General features: G+C 36.3%; 24 protein-coding genes and 5 pseudogenes. 18 read left to right on the top strand and 11 right to left on the bottom strand.

The features are described 5' to 3' along the window. Window positions 1–23: 23 nt before the first annotated feature. The 6 genes and pseudogenes from CHI06_RS14380 to CHI06_RS14360 form a co-directional block, all read right to left on the bottom strand. Window positions 24–1,333, bottom strand: a pseudogene (locus tag CHI06_RS14380) (MFS transporter). A gap of 261 nt (window positions 1,334–1,594) precedes the next feature. Next, a pseudogene (locus tag CHI06_RS30490) lies at window positions 1,595–1,953 on the bottom strand (MBL fold metallo-hydrolase); the annotation flags it as partial. A 139-nt stretch (window positions 1,954–2,092) separates the two neighbouring features. Continuing rightward, a complete protein-coding gene (locus CHI06_RS14375) occupies window positions 2,093–3,295 on the bottom strand; it encodes an MFS transporter (protein ID WP_095249245.1) in 1,203 nt (400 codons plus the stop codon). Then, window positions 3,279–3,497, bottom strand: a complete 219-nt coding sequence (locus tag CHI06_RS14370) for a hypothetical protein (protein WP_257009299.1) — start codon at window positions 3,495–3,497, stop codon at window positions 3,279–3,281. The genes CHI06_RS14375 and CHI06_RS14370 overlap by 17 nt, the downstream gene beginning before the upstream one ends. Further along, a pseudogene (locus tag CHI06_RS14365) lies at window positions 3,481–3,770 on the bottom strand (MFS transporter); the annotation flags it as partial. The gene CHI06_RS14370 and the pseudogene CHI06_RS14365, both read right to left, overlap by 17 nt. Window positions 3,771–4,194: 424 nt before the next feature. Next, the gene (locus CHI06_RS14360; protein ID WP_095249244.1) at window positions 4,195–4,962 is read right to left on the bottom strand and encodes an MBL fold metallo-hydrolase; all 768 of its coding nucleotides are present in this window, start codon (window positions 4,960–4,962) and stop codon (window positions 4,195–4,197) included. A gap of 130 nt (window positions 4,963–5,092) precedes the next feature. Here CHI06_RS14360 and CHI06_RS14355 point away from each other — a divergent pair, with 130 nt between their 5' ends. The 13 genes and pseudogenes from CHI06_RS14355 to CHI06_RS14290 all read left to right on the top strand — a co-directional run bounded on the left by CHI06_RS14355 (window position 5,093) and on the right by CHI06_RS14290 (window position 13,101). Then, window positions 5,093–5,503 carry an Lrp/AsnC family transcriptional regulator gene (locus CHI06_RS14355; protein ID WP_095249243.1) on the top strand — a complete coding sequence of 137 codons (411 nt, stop codon included), beginning with the start codon at window positions 5,093–5,095 and terminating at the stop codon, window positions 5,501–5,503. A 377-nt stretch (window positions 5,504–5,880) separates the two neighbouring features. Further along, window positions 5,881–6,549, top strand: a complete 669-nt coding sequence (locus CHI06_RS14350) for a hypothetical protein (protein ID WP_095249242.1) — start codon at window positions 5,881–5,883, stop codon at window positions 6,547–6,549. 18 nt (window positions 6,550–6,567) lie between these two features. Next, window positions 6,568–7,131, top strand: a complete 564-nt coding sequence (locus CHI06_RS14345) for a redoxin domain-containing protein (RefSeq protein WP_095249241.1) — start codon at window positions 6,568–6,570, stop codon at window positions 7,129–7,131. A gap of 14 nt (window positions 7,132–7,145) precedes the next feature. Then, window positions 7,146–7,742 carry an SAM-dependent methyltransferase gene (locus CHI06_RS14340; protein ID WP_095249240.1) on the top strand — a complete coding sequence of 199 codons (597 nt, stop codon included), beginning with the start codon at window positions 7,146–7,148 and terminating at the stop codon, window positions 7,740–7,742. Between the two features lie 493 nt (window positions 7,743–8,235). Further along, window positions 8,236–8,607 (top strand): hypothetical protein, encoded by a 372-nt coding sequence (locus tag CHI06_RS14330; protein WP_095249239.1) that lies wholly within the window; start codon window positions 8,236–8,238, stop codon window positions 8,605–8,607. Between the two features lie 13 nt (window positions 8,608–8,620). Beyond that, entirely contained in the window at window positions 8,621–8,884 is a 264-nt protein-coding gene (locus CHI06_RS14325; protein ID WP_095249238.1) for a metal-sensitive transcriptional regulator, read from the top strand. A gap of 117 nt (window positions 8,885–9,001) precedes the next feature. Next, the gene (locus CHI06_RS14320; protein ID WP_095249237.1) at window positions 9,002–9,481 is read left to right on the top strand and encodes a DsrE/DsrF/DrsH-like family protein; all 480 of its coding nucleotides are present in this window, start codon (window positions 9,002–9,004) and stop codon (window positions 9,479–9,481) included. Window positions 9,482–9,527: 46 nt separating this feature from the next. Beyond that, window positions 9,528–9,890 carry a rhodanese-like domain-containing protein gene (locus CHI06_RS14315; protein WP_095249236.1) on the top strand — a complete coding sequence of 121 codons (363 nt, stop codon included), beginning with the start codon at window positions 9,528–9,530 and terminating at the stop codon, window positions 9,888–9,890. Window positions 9,891–9,917: 27 nt separating this feature from the next. After that, window positions 9,918–10,214 (top strand): rhodanese-like domain-containing protein, encoded by a 297-nt coding sequence (locus CHI06_RS14310; RefSeq protein ID WP_095249235.1) that lies wholly within the window; start codon window positions 9,918–9,920, stop codon window positions 10,212–10,214. A gap of 52 nt (window positions 10,215–10,266) precedes the next feature. Next, entirely contained in the window at window positions 10,267–10,842 is a 576-nt protein-coding gene (locus tag CHI06_RS14305) for a sulfurtransferase TusA family protein (protein WP_095249234.1), read from the top strand. A 40-nt stretch (window positions 10,843–10,882) separates the two neighbouring features. Continuing rightward, window positions 10,883–12,017: pseudogene (locus tag CHI06_RS14300) on the top strand (MBL fold metallo-hydrolase). 28 nt (window positions 12,018–12,045) lie between these two features. Continuing rightward, window positions 12,046–12,273 carry a sulfurtransferase TusA family protein gene (locus CHI06_RS14295; RefSeq protein ID WP_095249232.1) on the top strand — a complete coding sequence of 76 codons (228 nt, stop codon included), beginning with the start codon at window positions 12,046–12,048 and terminating at the stop codon, window positions 12,271–12,273. Window positions 12,274–12,324: 51 nt separating this feature from the next. Beyond that, entirely contained in the window at window positions 12,325–13,101 is a 777-nt protein-coding gene (locus CHI06_RS14290; RefSeq protein WP_095249231.1) for a sulfite exporter TauE/SafE family protein, read from the top strand. 198 nt (window positions 13,102–13,299) lie between these two features. Here CHI06_RS14290 and CHI06_RS14285 read toward each other — a convergent pair whose 3' ends face one another. Genes CHI06_RS14285 through CHI06_RS14275 form a run of 3 tightly spaced genes read right to left on the bottom strand, consistent with a single transcriptional unit; the run spans window position 13,300 to window position 16,363 of the window. Next, window positions 13,300–14,391, bottom strand: a complete 1,092-nt coding sequence (locus CHI06_RS14285) for a Gfo/Idh/MocA family protein (RefSeq protein ID WP_095249230.1) — start codon at window positions 14,389–14,391, stop codon at window positions 13,300–13,302. A 60-nt stretch (window positions 14,392–14,451) separates the two neighbouring features. After that, window positions 14,452–15,177 (bottom strand): ThuA domain-containing protein, encoded by a 726-nt coding sequence (locus CHI06_RS14280; RefSeq protein WP_095249229.1) that lies wholly within the window; start codon window positions 15,175–15,177, stop codon window positions 14,452–14,454. Between the two features lie 25 nt (window positions 15,178–15,202). After that, on the bottom strand, window positions 15,203–16,363 hold the full coding sequence (locus CHI06_RS14275; protein ID WP_095249228.1) for a Gfo/Idh/MocA family protein: 1,161 nt from the start codon (window positions 16,361–16,363) through the stop codon (window positions 15,203–15,205). Between the two features lie 132 nt (window positions 16,364–16,495). Here CHI06_RS14275 and CHI06_RS14270 point away from each other — a divergent pair, with 132 nt between their 5' ends. From CHI06_RS14270 to fbp, 4 genes are all read left to right on the top strand, one after another. Then, window positions 16,496–17,314 (top strand): helix-turn-helix domain-containing protein, encoded by an 819-nt coding sequence (locus CHI06_RS14270; protein ID WP_095249227.1) that lies wholly within the window; start codon window positions 16,496–16,498, stop codon window positions 17,312–17,314. Window positions 17,315–17,511: 197 nt separating this feature from the next. After that, complete coding sequence (locus CHI06_RS14265) at window positions 17,512–18,117, top strand: hypothetical protein (protein WP_257009298.1); 606 nt, start codon at window positions 17,512–17,514, stop codon at window positions 18,115–18,117. A gap of 150 nt (window positions 18,118–18,267) precedes the next feature. Further along, window positions 18,268–18,837, top strand: coding sequence for an MFS transporter (locus tag CHI06_RS14260; RefSeq protein ID WP_257009297.1), 570 nt, complete (start codon window positions 18,268–18,270; stop codon window positions 18,835–18,837). Between the two features lie 239 nt (window positions 18,838–19,076). Then, window positions 19,077–21,008 (top strand): fructose-1,6-bisphosphatase, encoded by a 1,932-nt coding sequence (fbp, locus tag CHI06_RS14255; RefSeq protein WP_095249226.1) that lies wholly within the window; start codon window positions 19,077–19,079, stop codon window positions 21,006–21,008. A 158-nt stretch (window positions 21,009–21,166) separates the two neighbouring features. On the opposite strand, the gene CHI06_RS14250 is transcribed toward fbp, so the two are convergent. Then, window positions 21,167–21,901, bottom strand: coding sequence for an SH3 domain-containing protein (locus CHI06_RS14250; RefSeq protein ID WP_095249225.1), 735 nt, complete (start codon window positions 21,899–21,901; stop codon window positions 21,167–21,169). Window positions 21,902–21,905: 4 nt separating this feature from the next. Beyond that, window positions 21,906–22,826, bottom strand: coding sequence for a hypothetical protein (locus CHI06_RS14245; RefSeq protein ID WP_095249224.1), 921 nt, complete (start codon window positions 22,824–22,826; stop codon window positions 21,906–21,908). A gap of 437 nt (window positions 22,827–23,263) precedes the next feature. On the opposite strand from CHI06_RS14245, the pseudogene CHI06_RS30485 reads away from it, so the two are divergent. Continuing rightward, a pseudogene (locus CHI06_RS30485) lies at window positions 23,264–23,344 on the top strand (LysE family translocator); the annotation flags it as partial. Between the last annotated feature and the right edge of the window lie 198 nt (window positions 23,345–23,542).

Genomic DNA, 23,542 nt, shown 5'->3' with positions numbered 1-23,542 from the left:
TTAATAATATAAGAAAATTTATATCAACTCTTTGCTTTGAATCTTTGAGTCTTACGAGACCAAATAACTATAGGAAAGAGCAGCAGTGAAATAATAGCTCCAGAAAGTGATAGTACCGCATAATTAGAATGAGCGACTATTATTCCTGATAAAGCACCGCCGGAGGCACCTGATAATGCAAGCCAGACATCAACCGACCCCTGTGTTTTTGCACGAATAGATGGATGTGTTGCATCTACAATAAGAGCAGTTCCGCTTATTAAGCCAAAATTCCAACCAACACCAAGCAGTATAAGTGCGCAGATAAGAAGGACCATTGATTCCCCTGGAGCAAAAGCTGCTAGTATGCCTGAGGCCAGAAGCGTGGCACCAGAAACAACAGCCATAGTAGAGTAGGACGACCGACTTTATCAACCAGTAGGCCTGTAACAAGTGAAGGAAGGAACATGGCACCTATATGAAAACCTATGACCAAACCCACTTTTCTCAAACCATGACCATAGTGTTTCATATGTATCGGTGTCATGGTCATAATGGCCGTCATAACAAATTGTGTTAATACCATAATTGTAGCACCTACAATAATTCCCATTTTGTTTGCTGTGGAATTTTCTGAATTTGATTTTGCCTGTACCGCACTGTCTATCTCCTTGGCTTTCGCTATTGCTCTAGATACAACCAAAGGGTCTGGACGAAGAAAAATTAATAGAACAAATCCGGCAAGGATAAAAGCAGCCGCCGCTAGGATAAAGGGACCAGCCAAAGTAGGAATACCTATAGAGTGTGCAAATTTCCCCATCGTATCGACCAAGTTAGGACCCGCTACAGCACCAAAGGTAGTAGAAACCATAGCCATGCTCACAGCAGTTGCCCGTTGTTTTGGTGTCGCCAAATCTGTACCCGCGTATCGTGCTAGAAGATTTGTGGCGGTACCAGCTCCATAAATAAGTAGGGAAGCGAATAAAAGCATAACATTGTTGATTAAGGCGGCGATGATAACTCCGATTGCACCCAGTCCTCCGGTAAGAAAACCAGCGGCAAGTCCCGCTCTGCGGCCAAAACGTTGTGAAAGCCGACCTACAAGCAGTGCGGCACCTGCAGATCCTAAAGTGAGTAAGCCAACTGGAATCCCAGCTGCGCTTTCTGTCCCTAGCATATCTTGTGCAAGAAGGGCGCCTACCGTTATACCGGCTGCAAGTCCTGCTCCTCCAAAGATTTGTGAAAGGATAACAATTCTTAATGTTTTTTTATAAAGATGTTTTTGTTTTTCGGGAGAATCAATATAACTTTGCAACCAAACAGGCTGCTGTATTGATTTTTCGGAATCTTCCATTTCAGTTATCAAACATTACACTTCCTAACAATTTAATTTTTTAGTTATTCACAAAAGAGGATCCTAAACTTGCTCGGTTACCTCTTTATTGAAGTAGTAAGTTGGTTATGCACCTAGGGGGGAATTGTTCTAAAAAAGAGAGGATTCAATAGAGAAATACTGCGGACATGGTTGTCAGCAGTAAATTTAAAAAGTAATAATGAGTTTTTTGACTCTTTTTTGCATGCCAAGAAATTTATGTTTTCTGTCTGTTTTTATTGTTTAAAATGAATATGTTTCTCCGTCTTCAGGTACTAAAACATTAGAGGAGATTTCTTTTTCATTAATAAAGCTTTTTAATTCCTCTCTTGATAATGTCCAATGATTGACCGCTTCCATATGGACAGAAATAATTTTTGCGGTAGGGGCAGCCTTATATACTTCATAAATGTCATTTGTACCCTTACTAGATAACCACCTTCTGGAAGTTGGTTATCTCCGCCAATACTACAATGATTCTGGCTTGTGTATTTCGATAGCTTCTTGAACATCTCATTCCACACTGTATCACTGGCAATATATAATGTTTTTTCATTTTGATGTTTAAAAACAACGCCGCACACTTTACCTATTAATGGCAGTTTTTAAATGTTCAAAGTTAAGAGTATAGCTTTTCGAGTTAGATAGTTTTCTAACTCCACAAGGAATGCTACTTTGAATGATCATCACAGGTACAATCTGGGCCTTTTATTGTTCCAAAGGTGTCTCGTACTTTTCTAATTATTTCGCTAAGCTTTCTCCCAATTGGTTTTCTTTCCACATAACTGTAATACCGAAGCCAATGACCATAATGACAGCAGCGAAAAGATAAGGATAGTGGATGTTTATGTCAAATAATATTCCACCCATCGCTGGCCCACCGATATTACCTAAGCTCGTATAGGTTGAGTTCATTCCAGCAACAAATCCTTGCTCTTTCCCGGCAGCTTTTGATAAAAAAGTCGTCAATGCCGGGCGAAGCAAGTCAAATGCGAGGAAGATGAAGCAAGTTACCGCCAGCACTGCCAATAAGCTAGAGATTACAGTGGACGCCACCGCCAATATTGCACCTATAATTAAACATAATTGGATCAGTTTCTTTTCACCAAGTATATCTACCATTTTTCCAAACATAAATACTTGCATAACAACTCCAAAGATTGAGCTGATTATAATAATAGCTGCAATATCCTTCGGCGTGAAGCCAAATTTATGATCAGAAAATAGGCTGAAAACTGTTTCATATGCTGATAAACCGGAAGCAAGTACAAATACAATGATAAAGGCAGTAAAGTAACGCGGATTAAGTGATCTTTTGAAATCGCCTATAAAGTTTGTTTGCTTTGTATTAGCAGAAATTTCTGCAAGCTGTTCCTTTGTCAGCGGCTCTTTTAAGATAAATATTGATGAAATGCATGCTAAAAAGGCAATGCCTGCCGCAAAGAAGAAGGGCATACGTATACCGTATTCTGCAATAAAGCCACCGATGCCAGGTCCGATAATAAAGCCAGTACTAATGGCGGCAGAAATATAGCCTATCGCTTTTGAACGTTCCTGAACAGATGTAATATCTGCAACATATGCAGTAACACCTGGCATAATAAAGGCGGCACTAATTCCCCCTAGAATCCTTGATATATAAAGCACTGATACATTCGTGCCTAGACCAAAGATAAGTTCTGAAACACCAAAAAGAAACAAGCCGATTATGATGATTTTCTTTCTGCCATAATGGTCAACCCATCGTCCTGCGAGCGGTGATATAAGTAGTTGTGCCACCGCAAGTACGGCGACAAGATAGCCCATCGTTTTTCCCGATAAATGCATGATATTCATAAAAGACGGCATAACGGGGACAATGAGACCTATACCTAGAAATGCAATGAATATATTGCTTAAAAGAATAATTAATACCAACTTTTGTTCTTTAATTGTTTTCTTCATATATAAACACCTCTTTCTGTATAATCATTGATGTGAAATACCTCTCCACAATACTGTCCAAGAGGCTTCTAAGCCGTTTTTCATCATTACCGTATGCAAGCTCTAGTATAATGGAATCGACTACACCTAAGAAGGCGAAGGTCGGAGTTTTTGCTACATCTCCGCTTATTACCTTAGCATCAATCCAATCCTGATAACGCACCGCCGGTGGCACCTGATAATGCAAGCAAGACATCAGCAGATCCCTGTGTTTTTGCACCAATAGATGGATGTGTTGCATCTACAATGAGAACCGTTCCGCTTATTAAGCTAAAGTTCCAGCCAACACCAAGTAGTACTAACGCACAGATAAGTAGTACCATTGAATCTGCAGGGCAAAAGGTGCCAGCATACCAGAGGCCAGAAGCGTGGCACCAGAAGCAACAGCCATTGAAGTACGACCACCTTTATCTACAAGCATCCCTGTAAGAGGCGATTTCTTGCCCATCCTCTTTTAGAAGGTTTCGTTCAATAAATAATTAAGAAGCTCATGATTATCAACTACATAATCATGAGCTCCTTGTATCACTACAAACAAATAAATGCTTAGAAACTGCACAAAATAAAATTAACATTCACAATTAACCTGGGTTTTTATTTAAGATCAGAAATTTATCCAACAAAAGAATGCTTTACCACAACGCGGATGCCAACAAATCTTCACTGACAATGCTAGTGAAGACAAATCATCAAGAACGGACTAGACGATGCTTTTGATTTTTTAAGAGAGGAAGACACATTGGTTGTTTGGAAAAGTGCTGCATAAAAACGACGAACCAACTCTTATTTGGTTTCAACAGACATGATTGTCTTTCCACTCATATAAAATTAAAACTGCAATTTCTGTCTGCTCTGATTCTTTAAAATGAATATGTTTCTCCGTCTTTAGGTACTAAAACATTAGAGGAGATTTCTTTTTCATTAATAAAGCTTTTTAATTCCTCTCTTGATAATGCCCAATGATTGACTGCTTCCATATGGACAGAAATAATTTTTGCGTTAGGAGCAGCTTTATAAACTTCAAAAATATCATCTTTCCCCATTACTAGAGAACCACCTTCTGGAAATTGGTTATCCCCACCATTTACGACAATTATTTCTGGTTTGTGTGTTTCGATAGCTTCTTGAACATACTTATTCCACACTGTATCTCCAGCAATATATAGCGTTTTTTCATCAGAATGCTTAAAGACAACTCCGCTCACTTTACCGATTAATGGAAGTTTTAATATATCTCCTCTTCCATGCTCTCCGTTTGTTTTGCTTAATTGTATGCCCTCGAAAACGGTACCTTTTTGTAAGACTTCTACATTTTGAAAACCAGAGTTTCTGATTTCAGCGGCATCTTCTTCGTTTTGACTAAACAGCTTTATATCCTTTGGCAATGCCTCTTTGGCAGCATCATCCCAGTGGTCATAATGTAGATGAGTGACAATTACAGCATCAACATTATGAATAATATCGTCAATAGATATTGGCAAACTAAATAAAGGATTATTTGAGTCGTCTTGTTTTAATGAAGGGAAAGGCGGAAGAGTCCCTCTATCTGCTAAAAATGGATCAATCAGAAACTTTTTACCTGCATATTGAAGAACGAGTGTAGCGTTTCGAATTAGTTGTATATTCATATTTCATTAACTCCTTTTCTTTTAAAATTTCTTTGAACAATGTATATTCTATACTGTAACCCATTGCAGGATACATAGATTAAATAAAGTGTTTTGGCGGTTTTACTTTATTAATGAAAGGAGTGTATAAATGTTAGATAGCACGGATATTCAGATCTTAGACGAATTATCGAAGAACAGTCGGATTACAATGAAAGAATTAGGCGAGAAAGTCCATTTGACTGGACCAGCTACTTCAGCTAGAGTGGCGAAATTAGAAGACAGTGGGATTATAGAGGGATACACCATTAATGTTAATCAGGTAAAAATGGGGTATGCAATTCACGCAATTCTACATATTTATACGAAAAACACGAATCATCAACCTTATTTGTCGCTCATAAAAAACCAAGAACAATACGTCATAAACAATTTCAAAATCAGTGGAGAAAGTTGTTATCTTCTCGAATGCAAATTTCAAACCAATGAAATATTAGATGGATTTTTAATAGGTTTGAGCAATTTGGTAAGCTATAAATTATCGATTGTTATTAATAAATAGAGCAATATAAAATTAAAATATTTATGTTGTTGCTGACATCAACGGCTTTCTAAATAGGCTAAATTGCTGCTTTAGAAAAATTTTAGGGATAATAATTACCACTTTTATATTAAAGTGAAATATACAAACATCATAAATAAAATGAAAGAAATAAAGTTTATTTTGATCATGTAAAGATCGATTATGTTAAGTCCATACTCGGAGGCGGACAATTTAAAGTGCTTCGGGTTTAACTTCTGCGATAGTAGTGACATCATTCTATTAAATAAATTTTAAAAAGGGGCTGGTTAGCCCTTTTTTGATGTAAAAATGAATAACCATTATACAGTAAAATGGTATATGATTTTAAATTCAATTAATAATGATTAGGGGGGCTTATGGAAGTTATTCAAATAGGCTCATTCGCCATTCTGGTTAAATGGTTATTGCTAGGGATATCAGTGATCATTGGTTTATTCTTTTTGAAATGGTGGTTTATGCCTACGGAAAAAGATGAGACTACTAAGAAGATATTCGACGAAATAGCAAATACCTTATTTATAGGTTTTATTATATGGAAAATCAGTCTAATCTTACTGGAACCCTCATTGGTTATGAAGAGTTTATACTCTTTATTATATTTTACAGGGGGCAGCAATGGTTTAATTCTGGCAATTATTGGATCAGTTTTATATTTCTTTTTCAAAGCAAGGAAGATAAAAATACCTAATATGTTAATCTTACAATCTGCATTCATTTTTAGTTTCTCAACATTAAGTGGGTATCACATATTACGATATTTTTTTCTAAATGGCGAAAATCTTAGCCATCTCCTTTTTGGGTTATGTACTGCTTCATGCTTGTCTTTAGCCTTCATTAAACGAGACATTTTAACTCAAAAAAACATCTTTACTTTCACTATCATTCTTTCTTTTCTAAATCTTATCCTTTCATTCATTTATGAGAATATTGCCGTTAACTTTTTCTTATTTTCAATGGAGCAATGGTTTTTCATTGGTTTAATAGTAGTTTCCCTCTTTTATTGGGATAAAAAGCCTGTTTCTTAATCGTTAGGAGTGAATGAAATGTACAAAAAAACACTCGTCATATTAGGACTTGTGGGGATAATTGGATGGGGATTTTACAATAATAACTTTTCAACCAGTGAATCTAAAAATATGAATCAAAATAGTAAACCGGTGAGTAATAATTTTGAAAAGGGTATTCATGAAGGGGAAAAAGCATCTGATTTTCAACTACAGACATTAGCCGGGGAAGAAATGGCTCTCTCCGATTTAGAAGGGAAAAAAGTAATTATAAATTTTTGGGCGACTTGGTGCCCGCCATGCAAAGCAGAAATGCCACATATGCAAGATTTTTATCATAATCAGAAAGAGAATAATGTGGAAATACTTGCTGTAAACCTGACAGAAACAGAAAAAGACGAAGGAAAAATTAAAGCTTTTGTACAAGATTATGGGTTAACTTTTCCTATATTACTGGACCGCAGTGGAGAAATAGGGAAAACTTATCAAGCAATTACAATCCCAACAAGTTATTTTATCGATTCGAAAGGCGTCATACGTAAAAAAATAATTGGTCCCATGGATAAAGAAATGATGACAGAATTAATAAACAATATGGATTAAAAAGGAGAATGATTATGAATCAATGGAATATTCGATTTCAGGATGAGGAATATGTTTATGGAAGCGAACCCAATGTATTTTTAGCAGATATCCAGAAAAAACTTCAATTATCCGGTGATACTTTGGCAATCGCAGAAGGTGAAGGACGCAATGCAGTTTTTTTAGCTGAACAAGGAATTAAAGTAACCGCTTGGGACTATTCGGAATCAGGCTTAGCAAAAACAAAAAAACTTGCCGATAGCAGAGGTGTAACGGTTAGTACTGAGCTTGTTGATCTAAATGAGGTAATCTGGGAAAAAGAGAAATGGGATCAGCTTGTTTGCATTTTTGGGCATTTTCCAACAGAGTTGCGCAAGAAGACACTCCAAGGTGTTAAAGAAACGATTAAGCCAGGTGGGCATTTTGTAACAGAGGTATATTCAATATACCAAATACCATATGGAAGTGGCGGACCCAAGGACTTGGCCTTTTTATATAATCCAGAAGAATTTTTACATTTCTTTTCAGATTGGAGGATTATCCACTTTTTTATGGGGGAGGTTACCCGGCATGAAGGGAAGCTCCATAATGGTTTATCCCATGTCATACAATTTGTTGGGCAAAAACTTTGAGAAATCACATTTTTTCAAATTGATTTACACAGTAAATATGAAGAAAATGTGAACATATGTAAAAGTGTCATTACATTATTTTTTTGCGAGTCATAATACCCATATCGGTATAAACCTACCAGGGTATATTTTAATTCGATTTTCAAATTAAATGGTATTAATCATACTAAGATACTCAATTTACTCAAGTTTTAGAGAACCATGTGACAGATAGTGGAGCTTTAAATGACATTCCAGCTTGGTCAAAAAATGCAGGACATACACTCTTAAAAACTGAACAAGATGAAAAAATCATTTAAAAAAGAAATAAGGTAATAGTATGACTTCAAACCAATTAAACCAATGTATATGAAAGGCAGTATATATTGGTGGAAATAATGGTTTGTATACCAATACATCTTAGTAAATTTGAATAATAACTATTGACACTATACCTATAGGGGTATAATATTAATCGTGTTATTGATATTTGTTTTCATGGTAGGGGGTATAAATGATATATTTAATTTTAGGATTACTAGTAATACTAGTTATACTATATAAAAGGTATTTTCCAGTCTTGGGTATAAAATGTTCTCAATTAGAAGAACTTGATTCGACTAAATTAGAAATTCTTGATGTAAGAGATTATAATGAATCCTATAAGAACCCAATTGAAGGAGCACTGAATATTCCAATAGCCTATCTTAAAAGGCATATTAATGAGATCCCACATAGAGATTTACATTTAGTTGTATCAAGTTTACTTGAAAAAAATGTTGGAATCCGTGCATTAAAACATAAGGGATATCGAATTGTTGGATATTCATTTGTTAGTCAAAATAATTTAAATGAATGTCATTTAGAAGTAAAAGTTAACTGTTAAGGAGGTAAAAGTAATGGATTATAATGATCAAATTAAAAACAGGGTGAAACGGATCGAAGGGCAGTTAAGAGGAATATTACGGTTAATGGAAGAAGATAAGGATTGTAAAGATGTTATTACTCAGTTATCTGCTGCTAGAACAGCAATTGATCGAACAATAGGAGTAATTGTTAGTTCAAATTTAGTGGAGTGTGTTAAAAAAGCGGATGAAACGAATGAAAGAAGTACCGAAGAATTAGTAAAAGAAGCAGTAAACCTATTAGTAAGAAGTCGATAAAAAAGGGGTTGACACCCTCTTTTATTTTGGTTACTATCATACCCGTAGGGGTAGAGGTAACTTTGCTTTCGTTTAAATAAATACCCATATGGGTAATTAATATAGGAGGTCTTAATAATGACAGAAAAGAAAAAAACAACAATCGTCCTATTAAGCGGAGATTATGATAAAGCAATGGCAGCTTATATTATTGCGAATGGTGCAGCTGCATATGATCATGAAGTAACGATCTTTCACACTTTTTGGGGATTAAATGCTTTACGAAAGGATGAAATTATTTCAGTTGAAAAAGGATTTCTGGAAAAAATGTTTGCCAAAATGATGCCTAGAGGCGCTGATAACATGGGATTATCCAAAATGAACTTTGCTGGTTTTGGACCTAAGCTAATCAAAAAAGTAATGAAAAAACACAATGCAATGCCCCTTCCTCAACTAATCGAGATGGCTCAAGAGCAAGATGTAAAATTAATAGCATGTACCATGACGATGGATTTACTAGGTCTTCAAAAAGAAGAACTGTTAGATAATATTGAATATGCAGGAGTTGCAGCATATCTATCAGAAGCTGAGGATGGTAATGTCAACCTGTTCATTTAATTTATAAGGGGGAATATCTTCCCCAAACCTATAGGAGGGACTAGACTTGGATTATATAAATTACGTATTCATTTCACTTTTCATCTTATTTATTGTATATCGTTTCATGCCAACTAAAGGTGTAAGAAATATTTCAACTGCAGAATTAAAAAATGAATTAAATGATAAAAATAAAATGTTTGTAGATGTAAGAACATCTAGAGAATATAAAGGAAATCACATTAGGGAATTTAAGAATATTCCACTTAATCTACTTGCACAAAAAGCGGAGAAAGAACTTTCAAAGGACAAAGTAGTAATTGTTATTTGTCAAAGTGGAATGAGAAGCGGGCAAGCAAGTAAGATATTAAGAAAATTAGGCTATACGAAAGTAACAAACGTAAAAGGCGGCATGAACGCTTGGTCATAAAAATTGTAAATAGAGGAGGATTTTAAAATGAAAGCAATAACGGCAAAGGAAGTTGAACAATTAAAAAATGAAAGAAAAAAATTAGATATTATTGATGTTCGCGAAGTGGATGAGGTGACAGGTGGAAAGATTCCCGGTGCTATAAACATTCGGTTAGGATTATTAGAATTTCGTATGCATGAATTAGACAAATCAAAAGAATATATTATCGTTTGCCGCTCCGGTGGCAGAAGTGCTCAAGCTGTACAATTTCTTGAGTATCAAGGATATAAAGTAATGTATATGACAGGTGGAATGCTTTCCTGGGAAGGAAAAGTTGAATAAATTTTTTTAATAAAAATAATACCCTGTTAGGTATATAAATGGAGGCAATAAGATGGAGAACATGAAAGCAAACGTAATTTTGGATGCAATAGGATTAGCTTGTCCTATGCCAGTTGTTAAGACCAAGAAGGCAATGAATGAATTAGAAGCTGGTCATGTACTAGAAGTCCAAGCAACAGATAAAGGTTCAAAAGCTGACATTAAGGCTTGGGCTGAAAGCAGAGGGCATCAGTATTTAGGTACATTAGAGGAAGGCATGGTTTTAAAGCACTACCTAAGAAAATCCGAAAGTGATGAAACGTTAGAGAGAAAACACCAATATGTGATTAACAATGTAGAACTTGAGACGAGACTTAAAGCAAATGAAAATATTGTTGTTCTGGATGTTAGGGAGACAGCAGAATATGCCTTTAATCATATCCAAAATGCTATTTCTATCCCATTGGGTGAGTTAGAAAATCGGCTTGATGAATTAAACAAAGAAGAAGGCATTTTTGTAGTCTGCCGAACTGGAAACCGTAGTGATCTTGCTGCACAGAAGTTAACAGAGAAGGGATTCACTAAAGTTATTAACGTAGTACCAGGGATGAGTCAATGGTCAGGGAAAACAACTAGTTTTCTGAAGTAAGCATTAAAGTTTTTTAATACAAAACATACCATAGGGGGTAATTCGGAATGACGGTAAATGTAATGACTTCAAAAGATGTTACCCAAAAAGTCTTTTATAAGGAAGAATTATTCATTCTAGATGTTCGAAATGAGAGTGACTTTCAGGATTGGAAAATTGAAGGAGAAAACTTCGAGTATTATAACATCCCTTATTTTGAATTGCTAGATGGTGTTGAAGGTATTATGGGTAAGATTCCTTCTGATAAAGAAGTTTTGGTCGTGTGTGCGAAGGAAGGTTCATCTATTATGATTGCTGAAATGCTCTCTGATGAAGGGCTTACTGTTTCTTACCTAAAGGGTGGTATGAAAGCTTGGAGTGAACATCTAGAACCTGTAAAAGTCGGGGATTTAAGAGATGGAGGCGAAATTTATCAGTTTGTACGTATTGGTAAAGGATGTTTATCTTACATGGTTGTGTCGAACGGTGATGCTGCTATTATTGATGCCACTCGTATGACTGACATTTACCTTGAGTTTGCTGACAGTATTGGTGCAAAAATTGCTCATGTTTTTGACACACACTTACATGCGGACCACATTTCCGGTGGAAGAACCATTGCGGAAAAAACAGGCTCAACTTATTGGCTACCTCCAAAAGATGCAACAGAAGTTACGTTTGCTTACCAATCATTAAAAGATGGAAACCTTATAGAAATTGGAAATGTAAAAATTAATATCCATGCCCTATATTCTCCAGGTCATACCATTGGGTCTACTTCATTTATTGTAGATGAAAAGTTCTTGCTTTCAGGTGATATATTGTTCATTGACTCAATTGGGAGACCTGATTTAGCTGGCTTGGCTCAAGATTGGGTAGGGGATTTAAGAGAAAGTTTATATAAACGCTATAGAGAATTATCAGAGGATTTAATTGTCCTTCCTGCTCACTTTATGATCATTGAAGAATTGAATGAAGATGGTAGTGTATCAGAGAAATTAGGGACACTTTATGCCAAGAATCATGGCTTGAATATTAAAGACGAAAATGAGTTCAGAAAATTAGTAACGGAAAACTTACCACCACAACCAAATGCGTATCAAGAAATTCGTGAAACGAATATGGGGAAAATCAATCCCGATGAAGAAAAGCAACGTGAAATGGAAATCGGACCAAATCGCTGTGCAGTTCGATAAGTACAACAAACACTAGGAGGTAAAAGAAGTGGAAGCAAATAAAGTTTTAGATGCAAAAGGGTTAGCATGTCCAATGCCGATCGTTAAGACAAAAATGGCAATGAATGAATTAGAAAGCGGCCAAGTTTTAGAAATCCATGCTACGGATAAAGGAGCAAAGAATGACCTTACAGCATGGGCAAAATCTGGCGGTCACGAGTTAATTAAGCACGAAGTGGAAAACGATGTTTTAAAGTTTTGGATTATAAAAGGTTAAAGAAATAGGGAACCAAATGGGGTTCCCTTTTCTTAAAGGGGAGGCTTTACGATGGATATTGGATTTATTATTACTATTTTCTTAATTGGTTTAATTGGTTCATATATATCTGGGTTGTTAGGAATTGGCGGTTCAATTATTAAATATCCAATGCTTTTATATATTCCACCTTTATTTGGTTTAGCAGCATTTAGTGCCCACGAAGTATCAGGAATAAGCGCTGTTCAGGTATTATTTGCGACAATCGGCGGGGTTTGGGCATACCGTAAAGGTGGCTATTTAAATAAAACACTAATTGGATATATGGGAGCAAGTATCTTAATTGGTAGTTTTGTTGGTGGTTATGGTTCAAGGTTAATGACAGAGCAAGGAATTAATTTAGTCTATGGGATATTAGCATTAATAGCCGCTGTCATGATGTTTGTTCCGAAAAAAGGAATTGATGATATTCCTCTTGATCAAGTGAAGTTTAATAAATGGCTTGCAGCATCTCTAGCATCAATTGTTGGAATTGGTTCTGGAATTGTTGGAGCAGCAGGAGCATTTTTATTAGTTCCAATCATGCTTGTTGTATTAAAAATACCAACACGTATGACGATTGCTTCATCATTGGCTATTACGTTTCTATCTTCAATCGGTGCCACTGTGGGGAAAATTACCACGGGACAAGTAGAATTCTTACCTTCCGTAATTATGATTATTGCCAGTTTAATTGCCTCACCATTAGGTGCAATGGCTGGAAAAAAGGTAAACACCAAGATTTTACAAGTTGTATTAGCTTTATTAATTTTAGCAACAGCTATAAAGATTTGGATGGAAATACTATAATCCTAAGTAACATAAAAAGATTTAAGCAGATAAAAACCTATAACGTAAATGGAAGTTTTATTGTTTGTGAATTTATGGAGGTGTGAGGGCTGTTTGGGACCGACGCAATCAGAGCAGCGAACATGTAAAAAGGGCTCTCCAAGAATGAGGGGTGCCCTTTTATATCGTTTATGAAAGTATTCTTTTATCGCGAAATACTTAAGCCTGTAATTCCAATAACACAGATTCAGGGCGCTCACATGTACTTTCCATTATATAGTGTTTACCACTATCTGAGGAATCATGGAAGCCATGCATCGCTTCTAATACGTGATACGCTAATTCGCTATTTGCTCGATACTTCCCACCTTCGAGGATGGATTTGGACATATCAGCAACACCAAGCCCTCTATTGTTTTGGGAATATCCATTTGCAAGAGGCACCTCTTTAAATTCTTTTTCGTCACGTTTCCTTATTTTTACAGGTCCGCCGAATGTATTAGGATCAGGAACAAGTAGCGTTCCTTCACTTCCATAAATTTCAATAGGGGGCAGTGATGTTCCGCCAAAGGCATCAAAGCTTGTTGTAATACTTCCAATTACACCCGATGCAAAATCTATCACACCTGAGATATGTGTAGGGGTTGATACTTCAATTTTAGTACCTGCTTTCGGTGTGCTTTGCACCGTTCTTTCATGATAACTGATACGAGTAGAACCAGAAATTCGTTTGATCGGTCCTAACAGAGCCACTAAGGCTGTTAGGTAATAAGGTCCCATATCAAACATAGGTCCGCCGCCAATATCATAATAAAAAGCAGGGTCTGGATGCCAATGTTCGTGCCCGCGGCAAATCATGAAGGCGGATGCACCAATCGGTACACCAATTTCACCTTGTTCAATTAAATGGATAGCCGTTTGAATACCAGCACCTAAGAAGGTGTCAGGTGCACTGCCAACAAGAAGATTGTGCTTCTTAGCGGTTTCTAAAATTTGTTTTCCTTCCTCGCGTGTCACAGCCAGTGGTTTTTCTGTATATACATGCTTGCCTGCTTCAAGTGACTGTATGCAGACAGCGGCATGTGCTTTAGGAATGGTTAAATTAATTACGAGTTCAATGGCTGAGTCAGACAGTAACTCTTCTACCGAACAAGCCCTAGGGACACCAAACTTTTCAGCTTGTAATTGTGCTCGCTGTACATCTAAGTCCGCACAGGCAATTAGCTCTAGGTGAGGGAACTTCTGACAGTTTTCCATATAAATAGAACTAATATTTCCACAACCGATGATACCAATTTTAAGTTTTTTCATTAGGGGATCCTCCAGTTTATTATGTTTAACTTTCAATAAGCTCCTCGAAATTCCCTTTACTTACTGACTGTCTCCCATACCTGTGTAGTTACGTACATTTCCATAATTAGACGCTGCATCTCTTTTTTTTCCTTCAGTGGCCCACAAAAATCCACGGCGCATAATGAGTGAAACTTCCGGCATGGCAATGATATTAGCTTGATGGCCTAATGAACTATAAAACACATTTCCCAGACCCCAGCGTTTGGTCCATACTACTGGCATATCAATGGCTTTATTCGCAGCATAAGGGCCGTCAACAACCGGAAAGCGAGTGGTAGCTAATACTTCAACAGCTGGATCGTAGTGAAGGTAATATTGCTCACTAACGACTTTAAAATCGGAAAGACCCTCTACTAGTGGACTAGAGGTATGCTTGATGTTCACCATGTATTCCACACCATCATTTCCAGGATGGGCAACCCAATTACCGCCTGTCATAAATTGCCAGTCCACATTATTACGGAAAGAGTCACACATTCCTCCATGGCACCCAGCTAAACCAACACCTGCAGAGACTGCTTCAGAGATATTTAAGACATACTTTCTTTCAATTTCACCCATCGTCCAGTGGGGAACGATTAAATCCAATGATTTTAACTTTTCCTTGTCTCCATAAGAGTCTAGTGAATTGGATACCTCTACTTGGAAGTTTTCTTCCTCAAGGATTCCTTTGAAAATTTCTGATACCTGCTCTGGCTGATGTCCATCCCATCCACCCCAAACAATCAATGCACTTTTTTTCATGGTAAAAGCACTCCTTTATATGTTTTTAAACGTCAGAAATTCGGATCCATTGACGTTTTTCAATCGATAAATCAACCGCTTCCAAGACTTCCTGGCACTTTACGCCGTCAAGGAAGTTTGGAACAGGCTGTCGATCTTCCCGGAAAGACTCCATAAGTTCAACAATTTCATGAATAAATGTATGTTCATAACCAATCGTATGTCCTGGCGGCCACCAGTTTTCCGCATAAGCGTGCTGTGGGTCAGTTGCTAAGACACGGCGGAAGCCTTGGACATCGTCTCGGTCATCAACGAAATAAACTTGCAGTTCATTCATCCGTTCAAAATCAAAGATAACACTGCCTTTACTGCCATTGATTTCAAATGAATTGGTACAGCGATGTCCAGCTGCAAAGCGAGTAGCTTCAAAGCTTCCTAAAGTTCCGTTAGCAAACCGAGATAAAAATAGGGTAGCGTCATCCACTGTCACTTCGCCCTTTTCATCACTTTCGCTGCCTTTTGCTGATAAGCCTGTCATCTGAGACGGAATGGGCCGTTCTTTAATAAAGGTTTCGTTCATACCAATTACTTCGGTTATATCGCCAATTAGATAGTGAGACAGATCGATTAAATGAGCCCCGAGGTCTCCGTGGGAGCCAGATCCTGCAATTTCTTTCTGAAGTCTCCAGGCTAGCGGAAAGTTTGGATCCACGAGCCAATCTTGTAAAAACCAGGCACGGAAATGATAGATATCGCCCAGCCTTCCTTCGTCAATAAGCTTTTTAGCCAACATTACGGCGGGGGCAAAGCGATAGTTAAATCCAACCATATGTTTGACCCCAGCAGCCTCAACGACATCAAGCATTTCTCTCGAGTCCTTCAATGTAAGCGCTAACGGTTTTTCGCAAAAAACATGCTTGCCGGCTTGAGCAGCAGCAATCGTTATTTCTTTATGTACATCACTAGGTGCATTGATATCGATTAAATCAATGTCATCTCTTTCTAAGAGGCTTTTCCAGTCGGTTGTATATTCCTCCCAGCCGAATTGCTTGGCTGCAGTTGTCACGCCATTAAGGTCACGGCCGCAAATAACCTTCATTTCAGGATGAATCGTATTCGGGAAAAAGAGTGGAAGATCCCGGTAAGCATGACTGTGTGCTTTACCCATAAATTTATAGCCGACCATTCCGATTCTAATTTTTTCCATAGCGCATCTCCTTTTGTATGTCATCAAGATAACTCTAATATCGATAAATCTATCATTTACAGGTTTGACACAACAAGTAAAAACTTATATAATCCTAGACAAAATTTACTCTTTACTGAGGATGTTCTTAGCATGTTAATATATGAAGCACACCATTTTGATTTAATATCAAACTATCAAACGATGAATCTAAACTTTCCAAGCCATCTCCACCGTTGTTATGAATTATTATTCCTCGTTGATGGAGAAATGGAAGTGATTATTAATCAAAGAAGTTTTCATTTGAAAACTGGACAATTCTTACTCATATTGCCATATGAGATTCACTCGTTTATTACAAAATCACACTCTCTATCTAAAATTTGTATTTTTTCGCCAGACTATGTTCCAACATTTCAAAGTATGATAGAAAATAGTTCACTTGAAAATCCAGTTTTCAACCTATCTTTGGAAGCGAATACACTAATTTCTAGGACACTTTTCAAAGATAACCCAAATCTGCTAGAACAAAAAGCCTGTCTCTATTTATTATTATCAGAGCTAATGGGACAAACCAGCTTAATTAGAGGAGAAAAACAAGATCCAGAGCTGCTCCATAAGTTGTTAACCTATATCCAGGACCATTTTACAGAATCGATTTCTTTAAAAAGTATCGCTGGTACAATAGGTTACAGTTATAACTATTTATCGAAGTATTTTAATACTCATATTAGTAAGTCTTTTGTGGATTTTTTAAATGAAACCAGAGTAAACTATGCCTGTTATCTATTAATCTATACAGAGAAAAATATTACAGAAATTGCTTTCCTTTGTGGTTATGAAAGCATACGGTCCTTTAATCGCAACTTTGTAAAGATAAAATTATGTACACCAAAAGAATACCGAGAAAAACAACCCCAGTCGTTTATTGATCTGTATCCTATCAATAATATTACTTCATCCGAGGTTTAAAAAGGAAAATGGGGATAATGAACCCACTGTTTTTTAAACATTAAAGTCGGTTTTTTGGTGGGAATCATTTTCTATTTTTATTACACTATGATTATGTAGGTAGTGGAAATGTTTTTTTGTAACCGTTTTATAAAAAAATAAATTATTTTATTGAATTATTTTGCTATTTTTCAACTAAGGGAGCTTTTTTTATTTACATGAAACAGTTATGGTTCTACTTCACGAATATCTATAATAATTCTAAGCTGAACGTAAAGCTTTTTTTAACGATTTCATTGATTATGGTGACCACGCTAGTGTTTGTACTGGGAGGAATTCGATATGCTTTTTCCCTTTATGATGAGCAAATCTATGCAAAATCCTCACAAGTGTTGATGATGTCATCGAACAGCATTGAAGAGAAACTTGAACGAGTGGAAGAAGTAAGCTATGAAATAGCAGTTGATCAGGATATTCAAAGAATCTTAATAGAGCTTCAAGGAAATGTAGAGAAATATGATATTTATCGCCTTGAACAGGAAATTGAAGATAAATTAGTAAAATATGTTGGTTCTGAGAAATATATTCAATCCATTTTTCTGTATGATTCTGCAGGAAGAGAATTTTTAGCCGGTTCCAGCAGTAACCGACTAAAAGAGAAGGACAAGGATCTTGCACTTAATCAGGCAGATAAGTATGAAGGGGAAAACCATTGGATGGAGTTAGATGGCGATAATGGGTATTTAACTTCAGTCCGCCTAATCCGTTCTTATGAGAACCTTAGCTTTGAAAAAATCGCAAACTTCTGGTTCGTGTTAATTTAGATACTATTGTAAGCGATTTACCAAAACCTAATGGAGATTGGGCTGGAAATATTGTGATTTCAGATAGGGATCACGTTTTTTATTCAGAAAAAGGAATGGTTGATATAAATAACTATCATTTTGTTGCTAAAAATGAGCAAGGATACGGAATTGAAAAAATCAATGGGGAAAACTGCATTATTGTTTGTGATGATTGGGATTTGTGGGTTAGGTCGTGGTGGTTTGAACTACATTCCTTGGAATAACTATGCCTTTATTCCAGATGTAGATGAAGCTTTAACGGGTCAAAGACGTGAAGGTGTGTTCGCTGGTGTAATGAGTTTAGTTAGGAAAGGAACACAAGCTTTAGCTGTCTTTTTAGTAAGTGTTGCCTTACAAGAAGCAGGCTTTGTATCTGGACAAGGATCACAACCAGAATCTGCTGTAACCATGATTATTTCTATTCTGTTATTTGGTACCCTTTTCTTCTTAGCGGGAGGTTTGATTATCTCTTATCGTTACAAATTAACAAAAGAAAATCATGTTATTCTCTTAGATGAGATTGAGCGGTTAAAAAATGGCGGCTCTAAAAAGGATGTTACTCCAGAAGCCCGTCAGGTTTTTGAACAATTAACTGGCTGGGAATATGAAAAAGCATGGGGTAATAACAAGATTGGGTATGAGAATCTAATAAATTATCAAAAAAATCATAATAAAACAAAACATAAAACAGCAGTTTAACAAAAAACAAGCAAACGATAAATTCCATTGCCGTATCACATCAAATTAATGTGTGCGGCTTTTTTCAACAAATTCATCAATACGTTAAATGTAGAATATAATCTTTCATTAAGATTGGTTGACAGGAGAATTCTAAATAGTAAAATAACTATTATTTGATCTGATAATAAAAATAATAAATTAATCTCAATCTATTAGATAGAAAATAAATGGTGAATTTTGAAAGGGGATACATGATTTTGAACTCAAAATATCTAGATTTACTTCTCCAAAAATATGATTGTGAAGAAAAAGTGGTAACTGAAATTATTAATCTGGAAGCCATTCTTAATCTACCAAAGGGGACAGAACATTTTGTCAGTGATTTACATGGGGAGTATCAAGCGTTTCAACATGTGTTAAGAAATGGATCAGGGAATGTGAAAAAGAGAATCAGAGACTTGTTTCAAGATGTTTTATTTGAAAAAGAAATAAATGAATTTGCAACATTAGTATATTATCCTGAAGAAAAATTAAAATTAATTAAAAATCATTTTGTCAATGAACATGAATTAAACCAATGGTATATAGTAATCATTGAGCGGATGATAAGGCTTATTTCTCATGCTTCCTTCAAATATACACGCTCGAAATTACGAAAAGCATTGCCGAGTCAGTTTGTGTTTATAATAGAGGAGCTGCTATACAAAACGAATCAATCTACAAATAAGGAGCAATATTATACAGAAATTGTCCAGCAAATCATCTCCTTAGGTCAGGCAGATAAACTCATAACAGGGCTCGCTTATACAACTCAGAGACTAGTTGTCGATCATCTTCATGTGGTTGGGGATATTTATGATCGTGGACCTGAACCGGATAAAATCATGGATACTCTGATCAATTATCATTCCGTAGATATTCAGTGGGGAAACCATGATGTACTATGGCTAGGTGCTTTTGCTGGTTCAATGGTTTGTCTCGCTAATATCATTCGTATTTGCGCAAGATACGACAATCTGGATATTATTGAAGATGTATATGGAATCAATCTTAGACCCCTTCTGAATCTTGCCGAGAAATACTATGAGGACAATCCAGCTTTCAGACCTAAGGTACATTCAGATAAGAAACAATCTGATCAGGAAAAATTACAAATAACGAAAATTCATCAAGCTATTGCAATGATTCAGTTCAAACTCGAAATGCCTATTATAAAGCGGCGCCCGCATTTTAATATGTCAGAAAGGCTTTTGCTGGAGAAAATTGATTATGACAAGAACGAAATAACGATTTATGGGAAAACCTACCCTCTAGAAAATATTTGCTTTGCAACTGTAAATCCCGAGCAGCCTGATCAGTTATTAGAAGAAGAAAAGCAGGTTATGGAAAGATTATTATTTTCAGTCCAGCATTCAGAAAAGCTGGCCAGACATATGAATTTCCTTTTGAAGAAAGGTAGTCTTTATTTAAAATATAACGGGAACCTATTAATACATGGTTGTATTCCTTTAGATGAAGAAGGGAATATGGAAAAAATGACTATTGAAAATAATACCCATGCAGGTCGTGAATTACTTGATGTTTTTGAACATTATTTACGGCATGCTTTTGCACATCCTGAAGAGACAGATGATCTTGCGACTGATATGGTCTGGTATTTATGGACAGGAGAATATTCATCACTCTTTGGGAAAAGAGAAATGACAACTTTTGAGAGGTACTTTATTAAGGACAAGGCAACCCATAGAGAGAGAAAGAACCCATATTACCATTTACGCGAAAATGAAGAAATTTGCCGCAAAATCCTTACAGAATTTGATCTGAATCCTGACCATGGTCATATTATAAATGGCCATACACCGGTTAAAGAAATTGAGGGAGAAAATCCAATTAAAGCAAATGGTAAGATGATCGTGATCGATGGTGGTTTCTCCAAAGCTTATCAATCAACTACAGGTATAGCTGGATATACGTTACTTTATAATTCCTACGGTATGCAACTGGTCGCCCATAAGCATTTTAATTCAAAAGAAGATGTTCTACTTAACGGGACAGATGTTTTATCCATTAAAAGAGTAGTGGATGAAGAATTAAAGAGAAAAAAGGTTAGAGAAACAAATGTTGGAGAGAAATTGTTACAGGAAATCTCTATTTTGAATAGTCTAAGAGAATATCGCTATATGAATTAACACAATTAGGAAGAGATTTATTTAAGGAGAGGGGACTATTCACATTGAAGTCAACTCTCCTTAAATGGGTTGTTCTATGAACTGGAAAAAGGATTATTAAATCATGGGAATTGTTCAATTCATTGCGACACTAAGACGGCAATATCCCACTCAATTTATTATTTTTCCCTGACAATCAAGGATGAAATCCAGCCTACGATCCCGTTTGCGGTTTGAACTTTTAGCCACTTAATTCCTTTGGAATCTACTTGTTCTTCATTCAAAAAGAGCATTATTTCTCCATTTGTAATAGTGTATAGACGGGGCGCGGTGAGTGCGGGAACTTCACGAATATTCCCGCCTTCTTCATAATTCTTATTTAAAATTAATTCTTTTTGATCAGGGGAAGCCCCGGTTGCTTGTATGTGCACATGTTCTTGGTTTAACCATACATCAGCTTTCTTCCATTTTTGTGTATACCACTCATTTGGATTGTTCATGATTGCAGCAGTAAGCAAAATCACTAAAGCTGTGGCAGAATAGAAGGTCCATCTTTTAATCCTTGTCTTATTCCTTTTCCGTTTCATGAAAAGCTGAATCATTTTGTTGAAAAATCTTTCGAACAAGGCAAACATTCCTTCAATGATATCAATCCAAACAGGGATTCCAGATTTTCCTGCTTCTCTCCGGCTTCTTTGCATCGTGCTAAGAGGTGCCATGATTGGGTAAGAAAGGAGATAAAGCATTTTTTTCAACAAACGGCACAACAAGTTTAAGAAGGGAGGAACCATGTACAACAAACTCAGCCTTGCGACCTGCAGGAGCACAAAGAGAGCCAAAAAAATACGCATCCATTCCGGCAGGACAGAAATAAGTGACCAGATCCAAAAAAGCTGATTTAAAATGGATTCCACAATCCTAATCTCCTTTATTTAAATACGATGGAAGTTCTCTCCTTGGACCAGAAATCTGTTTTTTTCTATTGATGTTTTCCAGATTGTCGGGGAGATAGGGGAATAGCTTTTTTAGCTTGGCCAATCTTTGTTCTGCCTCAAACTGGTCAATAGAGTGATCGTTGATTAAGTTAAAAAGTTGTTTGTTTACCTCATATTTGAAGGCTTGATTTTGGCTAAACTCCGATTCCACTAACCGCTTTGCCATTTCATTCTTTTCTCCAAGCTTCCCAGCAGTGATAAAATCACCTGCTTGGAGGGCTTCTTTAATTGAGGCCGAAATCCGGCGTGCCTCCTCCAAGTCCAGAGCCTCTTGATAGGCAGATAGTTCTGCGCTCCGGTCTAAATCGGCGATGGCCACATCATGACGCTGGTCCCGAATACCTTGCCGGATCAAAACACGAACATTTCGAACAACAATACCAGCCTCTCTTAACACCTTGACTAATGGCGAGGTTTGAAAAAATTCTTCAATATGCCGGGCAAAACTCAGATCCTCTTCTATAGAATAAAATCTTGCTTCCGACTCCACCCAGAAGGGCAGATTATTGTTAATAATGTTGCCAATTTCTCCTGCATTTTGTTGAACTACCCGTTCGGGGTGTTCAACGGCAATGTCGATAAACAAATTGACAGAAAACCTTCTTCCTCTTGTAGCCGATGGGACTTCCTCCTTGTAGGTGATGGTTTGCTGCTGCATATTAACTGTATAAACCCTTTTATATTTGCCAATTCGCAATTCACTACGTGACAAACGCTCTCCATTTTTAACTGCATAGTATTTATTGTGATCATTAACATAAACAAAGGCATAAGTCATAGACGACGCTGGCGGTTTTTCCAAAAAACTAAATTTCACGTCTTTAACATCTTCAATAAAATGCATTAGGTTATTCCCTCCAGGTTAACTATTTTCATTGAGAGAGCACTTATCCTTGTCTACATTCTATGCAGACAATCGGAAGAAAAGCCCCCCTATCTTTGCATTCTTTGGTTATAAAGTTCAAAAGATTACTAGACAGGTTATAACCACCACTTATTATGAATAAGTAGATTTCTTTTTTCACCTAAAACGAGATAAAAGTGTGAAAAAAACCCCTTCTCTCAAAGGGGTTTTGCTTGAAAGAAAGAAGACCTCCTAAGCTTTTATTTAAAATCAAAGATAACAAAGCCTTTATTTTATGCTACACAATGAAATAATACGTATCGGCACCCAAAATTTGTAGAGTTAACTTTATAGAATAATCCTGCAATAATATACTATCAGCCATTTACTTTCAAGATGTATAATTCTATGAGATTACCTTGAAAGGAGTTTTCCTCATGAATATTACATCTTTTTTAATATACTGTTTTATTGTTACTTTTACACCAGGACCTACTAATATCGTCATATTATCGACAGGCGTTTATTTGTTTTCCAATTTTGGCAATAAATATTATATTTCTACATAGTGAAAAAATGTCCAAAAATACCATATACGTAACTAGTCCTTTATACATATTTTAATCAATTAATTTTCTGTATTTTCATAAAATTCTATTAATTGTGCTTATTTCCCCCCATTTTAAGAGAAAATACTCCACTAAAAATATTGATTT

Origin of the sequence: Bacillus sp. 7884-1 (assembly GCF_002272245.1) — a bacterium.
Lineage (GTDB): Bacteria > Bacillota > Bacilli > Bacillales > Cytobacillaceae > Neobacillus.
The sequence above is the reverse complement of the archived record's forward strand: the minus strand, read 5'-3'. Positions and strand labels throughout refer to the sequence as shown.